4 protein-coding genes and 2 pseudogenes are annotated in these 6,679 nt (G+C 65.3%); 5 read left to right on the forward strand and 1 reads right to left on the reverse strand.

Annotation, left to right across the window (positions count from 1 at the left end; translation table 11 throughout):
• Positions 1-32: 32 nt before the first annotated feature.
• The 5 genes and pseudogenes from cofC to VGG53_RS08820 all read left to right on the forward strand — a co-directional run bounded on the left by cofC (position 33) and on the right by VGG53_RS08820 (position 5,955).
• Positions 33-659 (forward strand): 2-phospho-L-lactate guanylyltransferase, encoded by a 627-nt coding sequence (gene cofC, locus VGG53_RS08800; RefSeq protein ID WP_331517669.1) that lies wholly within the window; start codon positions 33-35, stop codon positions 657-659.
• Between the two features lie 74 nt (positions 660-733).
• Positions 734-998, forward strand: a pseudogene (locus VGG53_RS08805) (recombinase family protein); the annotation flags it as partial.
• A gap of 183 nt (positions 999-1,181) precedes the next feature.
• Positions 1,182-2,414, forward strand: a complete 1,233-nt coding sequence (locus VGG53_RS08810; protein WP_331517665.1) for a hypothetical protein — start codon at positions 1,182-1,184, stop codon at positions 2,412-2,414.
• A gap of 374 nt (positions 2,415-2,788) precedes the next feature.
• Positions 2,789-4,991: pseudogene (locus VGG53_RS08815) on the forward strand (RNA degradosome polyphosphate kinase).
• 43 nt (positions 4,992-5,034) lie between these two features.
• Positions 5,035-5,955: an NUDIX hydrolase gene (locus VGG53_RS08820; RefSeq protein WP_331517667.1), complete on the forward strand. Its 921-nt coding sequence runs from the start codon at positions 5,035-5,037 to the stop codon at positions 5,953-5,955.
• Between the two features lie 72 nt (positions 5,956-6,027).
• Here the strand turns inward: VGG53_RS08820 and VGG53_RS08825 are convergent, their stop codons facing one another.
• A complete protein-coding gene (locus tag VGG53_RS08825) occupies positions 6,028-6,621 on the reverse strand; it encodes an HU family DNA-binding protein (protein WP_331517668.1) in 594 nt (197 codons plus the stop codon).
• Positions 6,622-6,679 lie beyond the last annotated feature (58 nt).

Below are 6,679 nucleotides of genomic sequence, written 5' to 3' on the forward strand. Positions count from 1 at the left end.
CCCGCCAAGCCGACGCCGATGGTGATGTCGGCTTGATCGTCGCCGTCAAGCGACTGGCGGCGGCCAAGACCCGGTTGGCGCCGATGTTCTCCGCATCACGGCGGGAGAGCATCGTTTTGGCCATGCTGGTCGACACGCTCAGCGCCGCGGCGGGCGTAAGTTCCGTTCGAGGCATCACCGTCGTCACGCCCGATGACGTCGCGGCCGCAGCGGCGGTCGAACTCGGCGCCGGGGTGCTCTCCGATCCGACGCCCGACGGCCACTCGGACCCGCTGAACAACGCCATCGCGGCCGCCGAACAGATCGTGTCGCAATCGGTCTCGAATATCGTTGTGCTGCAGGGTGATCTGCCAGCATTGCAGACGCAGGAACTCGCCGGAGCAATCGCCGCGGCACGTCAGCACGAGCGTAGTTTTGTCGCAGATCGGCTCGGCACGGGCACCGCGGCGCTGTGCGCGTTCGGAACCGCACTCGACCCACGCTTCGGGCCGGATTCATCTGCGCAGCACCGACATTCGGGTGCGATCGAACTCACCGGAGCGTGGCCGGGATTACGTTGCGACATCGACACACCCGACGACTTGGCCGTCGCGCGTCGTCTCGGGATCGGGCCGGTGACCACCAGAGCAGTCGGCGGATCGTCACCGCGGCGGGGGTAACGAGGGGTCACAATTGTTGGCCGGATAGTGAGTGTTGGTGATCGATATTGTGTTCTAGTGATTGTGGTTGGGGTGTGAATCTGGCGGACTGGGCGCGCTCGGAGGGTGTTCATCCGCAGACCGCGTATCGCTGGTTTCGGGAGGGCACGTTGCCGGTGCCGGCGGTGCGGGTGAATCAACGCACGGTGCTGGTCAATCCGGGCAGTGGCTGAGGCGCCCACCGGCGGGGTCGGCCTGTATGCGCGGGTTTCCTCCCATGATCAGCGCGCGGATTTGGATCGGCAGGTGGCCCGGCTCAGCCAGTGGGCGGCCCAGACGGATGCGCCGGTGGTGCGGGTGGAGGCGGTCGGCTGTGCACAGCGCGATGTCGGCCCGGCCGCGTTTGTCGGTGCTGACGGTCAGGATGTTGTTCGTGGGTCAACGTCGAGCGCTGCGCCGGATCGGTGATCCGGTGGTGGCGGCCGGCCCTGCGGGGGTGCGGATCCGGACCCGCATTCACCGACCGAGGCCGAGGCGACTGCTGTGGCGGCGATTGGATCGTTTCTGGGGTCGGTGTACCGGGCAGAGCTGGCCGGCCGGGTCGACGCGGGGCTGCTGGATCGTCGATCGCACGCGGCGTGGCGGGCGCGGCGCAAGCAGGCAGTGACCGTAGTCGCATCGTCTCGGTGGGCCGGGGCGATCACCCGTGCGGCCCAAGACCAATACCAGCTGGGCATGCGCGGTTTGAGCGCCCGCGTCACCGATCTGCGCCAAGCCATCGATGTGTTGGAGCAGCGGTGCGCGCTGCGCCCCGGAGAACAGGATCCTGGCCCGGCAACCCCGGGCCGTCACCGTCGTGGTTACCGGTCGGCCCATGAGCGGTTCGCTAAGACGCGCCGGCTCGCGGTGCTGCGTACCCGACTCGCCACCGCTGAGCAGGCATTGGCTGCGGGTTGCCCGTCGATCACGGTGGGCGGAAAACGGTTGTGGCGCAACCACAACCACCTCGACGAGTCGGGGCTGACCGAGGGCCAGTGGCGGGCACGCTGGGATGCCGCACGGATGTTTTTGACTGCCGATGGCGAATCCGGCAAGGCCGGCGGCAACGAAACCCTGCGCGTCGATGAGGCGGGCCGCCTACGAATCAAGGTGCCCGCCGCCCTGGCCGCCGAGTACGGCACGCACTTGAACATCACCGCGCCCATCGCTTTCAACCATCGCAGTACCGAGTGGGCTCAGCGGGTGGCCCAATGCCACGCGGTGCGTTACGACATCACCCATGATCCGGCCAAGAACCGCTGGTATCTGGACGCCTCCTGGAAACAGGACGTGATCGCCGCGCCACCGTCGATCGAACAGTTGCGCAGTGGACCGGTCGTGGGTGTCGATCTCAGTGCCGACCACCTCGCCTGCGCCGTGTTGGATGGGTCCGGGAATCCGGTCGGGGACCCGTGGACGATCCCCGTGGACACCGCGGGCCTGCCCGCCACCCGCCGCGATGGGCGGGTCCGTGCCGCGATCACCGCACTACTTGACGCCGCTACCTACCCCGGGTGCACCGCGGTGGTCATCGAGAACCTCGACTTCGCCGATGCCCGCGCCACCGGCCGCGACACGATGGGCCGCGGCAAGCGTGGGAAACGGTTCCGCCGCACCGTCGCCGGCATCCCCACCGCGCGCTTCCGCAACCGCCTGACCGCGATGGCGGCCCACCGCGAGATCGCGATCATCGGGGTGGATGCGGCCTACACCAGTAAGTGGGGCGCCCAGCACTAGGCCAAACCCCTACAACAACAGACTTCCGAACCGGTCACCCGCCATCACGGCGCGGCGACCGCGATCGGCAGACGTGGCCTCGGATTGGCGATCAGGCGACGACCGGCAGGACCCCGCAACGGACAGAGGACCCATGCGGGCACACCACCGGCCAGGCCAAAACGGCAACCGAACCACGATGGCAGGCACGATAGTTCCGGTCCACCCCCACCCACACGATGTGTGGCGGTCCCCCGGAGAACATCCGCCGCCAGCGGCCAACACCGTTTGGGCCGCAACCGAGCAGCACCCCATGCTGCTCACTCATAAGGAACGGTAAACAGCTCCTCAACGGCAAATGTCCGTCAGCTGGTCGGTGGCAGCACCCCCCACCGATGGGGAATGATCGCAAGCGTGACTGACATCGAAGCCCCGGACGCAGCGGTCGCCGCCGAAACACGTGCTTGGCGAGCTGCTGATTCCACCCCGGGTGCGCCGCCTGCCCCCACAGCCGCAGCAGTCGAGAACCCACTTCCCGAAGACCGCTATCTCAACCGCGAGCTGAGCTGGCTGGACTTCAACGCGCGCGTCCTGGCGCTGGCCGAGGACACGTCGCTGCCGTTGTTGGAGCGCGCGAAGTTCCTGGCTATCTTCGCCTCCAACCTCGACGAGTTCTACATGGTCCGCGTCGCCGGCTTGAAGCGGCGCGACGAGATGGGTTTGTCAGTGCGTTCGGCGGACGGTCTGACTCCGCGCGAGCAACTGCGTCGAATCGGCGAGCAGACCCAGCAGATCGCAAGCCGGCACGCACGAGTCTTCCTCGACTCGGTGCGGCCCGAGCTGGCAAAGGAAGGTATCCACATCATCACGTGGGCCGATCTGGGCCAGGCCGAACGTGATGAGCTGTCTATCTATTTCACCGAGCAGGTTTTTCCCGTCCTGACTCCGCTGGCCGTCGATCCCGCTCACCCGTTCCCGTTCGTCAGCGGCCTGAGCCTGAATCTCGCGGTCACTGTCAAGCAGCCCGACGACGGCGGTCAGCACTTCGCTCGAGTGAAGGTGCCCGACAACGTCGATCGCTTCGTGGAGCTCGGCCACCGAGACAGCGCCAACGACGCAGCCGGCCAACCGGATGTCCGCTTCCTGCCCATGGAGGAGCTGATTGCGGCCTTCCTGCCCGCGCTGTTTCCGGGCTTGGAAATCGTCGAGCACCACGCGTTCCGCATTACTCGCAACGCCGATTTCGAGGTCGACGAAGATCGCGATGAGGATCTACTGCAGGCGCTCGAGCGGGAACTGGCCCGTCGACGGTTCGGATCACCGGTGCGCCTCGAGGTGGCCGACGACATGACCGAACATATGCTGGAGCTGCTGCTGCGTGAACTCGACGTGCATCCCGGCGATGTCGTCCAAGTGCCGGGGCTGCTTGATCTCTCGTCGCTGTGGCAGATCTACGCCGTCGACCGGCCGGCACTGAAGGATCCGGCGTTCGTTCCTGCCACCGGCCCCGCATTCGCCGACCGGGAAACACCGAAAAGTATTTTCGCCACGCTGCGCGAGGGTGACGTGTTGGTTCACCACCCTTACGACTCGTTCTCCACCAGCACGCAACGATTCATCGAACTGGCTGCCACCGACCCCAATGTGCTGGCGATCAAACAGACGCTGTATCGCACGTCGGGTGACTCACCGATCGTGCGGTCCCTCATCGAAGCCGCCGCAGCCGGAAAGCAAGTCGTGGCGTTGGTCGAAATCAAGGCGCGCTTCGACGAACAAGCCAACATCAGGTGGGCGCGCGCACTCGAGCAGGCCGGAGTCCATGTGGCCTACGGCCTCGTCGGCTTGAAAACGCATTGCAAAACGTGTCTGGTGGTTCGCCGCGAGGGGTCGACGATCCGGCGCTACTGCCATATCGGGACCGGCAACTACAACAGCAAAACCGCTCGGCTGTATGAGGACATCGGCCTGCTGACCGCCAGCCCCGACATCGGCGCCGACCTGACTGATCTGTTCAACTCGCTGACCGGCTATTCGCGCAAGCTGACCTACCGCAACCTTCTGGTAGCCCCGCACGGAATCCGCGCCGGCATCATCGAACGTGTCGACCGGGAGATCGCCGCGCATCGGGAAAGCGGCAACGGGCATATCCGGCTCAAGATGAATGCTCTTGTCGACGAGCAGGTCATCGACGCGCTCTACCGTGCGTCGCAGGCCGGGGTGCGCGTCGAGGTCGTGGTACGCGGCATTTGTGCGCTTCGTCCCGGTGTCGCGGGATTCTCCGAAAACATCACCGTGCGCTCGATTCTCGGCCGCTTTCTGGAGCACTCGCGAATTTTCGACTTCCGCTCCATCGACGAATACTGGATCGGTAGCGCCGACATGATGCACCGCAACCTCGATCGGCGCGTCGAAGTGCTGGTTCAGGTCAAGGATCCTCGCCTGACCGCGCAACTTAACGACATCTTCGAGTCGGCGCTGGATCCCGCAACGCGCTGCTGGGAATTGGCAGCAGACGGGCAATGGGCGGCCCGGCCGCGAGCCGGCCACACGGTCCGTGATCACCAAGCGTCACTGATGAAACGACACCGTAGCGCCTGACCGACCGTAGCCCGCAGCCCCGAATTGACTTGCAGGAGTTCAGGTGTCGACAGATTCCTCGTCAGGCAAGGTCGTTCTTGCCGCGGGTGGTGTGTTATGGCGACCGGGGCATCGCGAGTCCGCACCGGAGATCGCGGTGATCCACCGTTCGCGGTACGACGACTGGTCATTGCCCAAAGGGAAGGTCGATCCCGGCGAGACCGAGCCGGTAACAGCAGCGCGTGAGGTCTTCGAAGAGACCGGGCACCATGTGCAGCTGGGCCGCCGTATCGCAACCGTGAGCTATCCGATCGAGCAACGCACGAAGAAGGTGCAGTACTGGTCGGCGCGAAGCCTTGGCGGCAGCTTTGCCCCGAACAACGAGGTCGACGATCTCGTCTGGCTGCCCGCTCCCGCTGCGATCAAGAAGGTGTCTTACGTATACGACCGAAAGATATTGCGTCGGTGGGCCAAACAACCGGCAGACACCCAATCGGTTTTGATCGTCCGGCACGGCACCGCGGGCAGCAAGTCCCGATTCTCCGGGGACGACAAGCTTCGACCGTTGGACAAGAAGGGCCGCGCGCAGGCTGAGGCACTCGTCGCGCAGCTGTCGAGTTTCGGCCCTACCGATGTCTATGCCGCTGATCGAGTGCGATGCCTCCAAACTGTGCAGCCACTGGCTGAGGAGTTGGGTGTCACGATCAGCAATGAGCCGGCACTGACCGAAGAGGCATACGCCGACAACGCGAAGCGCGGCCGACGGCGAGTTCTGCAGATTGCCGCGTCACACCGCACGCCGGTGATCTGTACTCAGGGCAAGGTGATTCCGGACTTGATCGCGTGGTGGTGCGAACGCGACGGGATACGCCCGGATAAGTCCCGCAACCGCAAGGGCAGCACCTGGGTGCTGTCGCTGGCGGAGGGCCGTCTGGTAGCAGCCGATCACATCGGCAGCGCGCTGGCCTCCAACGTGTTGGCCTAGCACGCGAATTCGCCGCGGAGTGGCTCAGTAGAGCCGACCCCGCGGCGAATCTGCGTTCAGTGCGGTCAGCGCCTAGCGACGACCGCGACGGGCTGCAGCCTTCTTGGCAGGAGCCTTGCTGGCCTTCTTGGCCGGCGCCCGCTTCGTTGCTGCCTTACGGGCCGGGGCCTTCTTCACAACCTTCTTGGCGGCGGCCTTCTTGGCCGGTGCCCGTTTGGTCGCGGCCTTCTTGGCCGGTGCCCGTTTGGTCGCGGCCTTACGGGCCGGAGCCTTCTTGGCAGCCGCCTTCTTGGCCGGAGCCTTCTTGGCAGCCTTCTTCGCTACCTTCTTGGCCCCACCGCTTGCGACAACACCACGCTTCACTGCAGGTCCTTCCGCCGGGAGACGTTGCGAGCCAGAAACAACCGCCTTGAATTGTGCGCCGGGCCGAAACGCCGGCACGGAGGTCGGCTTCACCTTTACCGTCTCGCCGGTGCGGGGATTACGGGCTACGCGGGCCGCGCGGCGCCGCTGCTCGAATACTCCGAACCCAGTAATGGTGACGCTGTCGCCCTTGTGCACTGCGCGCACAATCGTGTCGACAACATTCTCGACGGCCGCGGTTGCGTGCCGACGGTCTGAGCCCAATTTGTCTGTGAGTACATCGATGAGCTCTGCTTTGTTCATGCAAATCCTCCGAAGCTAGTGGCCCTCGATTGGACCGACTAGAGGACACGGTAAACCC

Origin of the sequence: Mycobacterium sp., assembly GCF_036490025.1 — a bacterium.
In the GTDB taxonomy this organism is placed as follows: domain Bacteria; phylum Actinomycetota; class Actinomycetes; order Mycobacteriales; family Mycobacteriaceae; genus Mycobacterium.

What these genes read in the sequence shown, in the direction of transcription:
- VGG53_RS08825 (WP_331517668.1), bottom strand. Translation starts at nt 6,621, where the DNA reads ATGAACAAAGCAGAGCTCATCGATGTACTCACAGACAAATTGGGCTCA.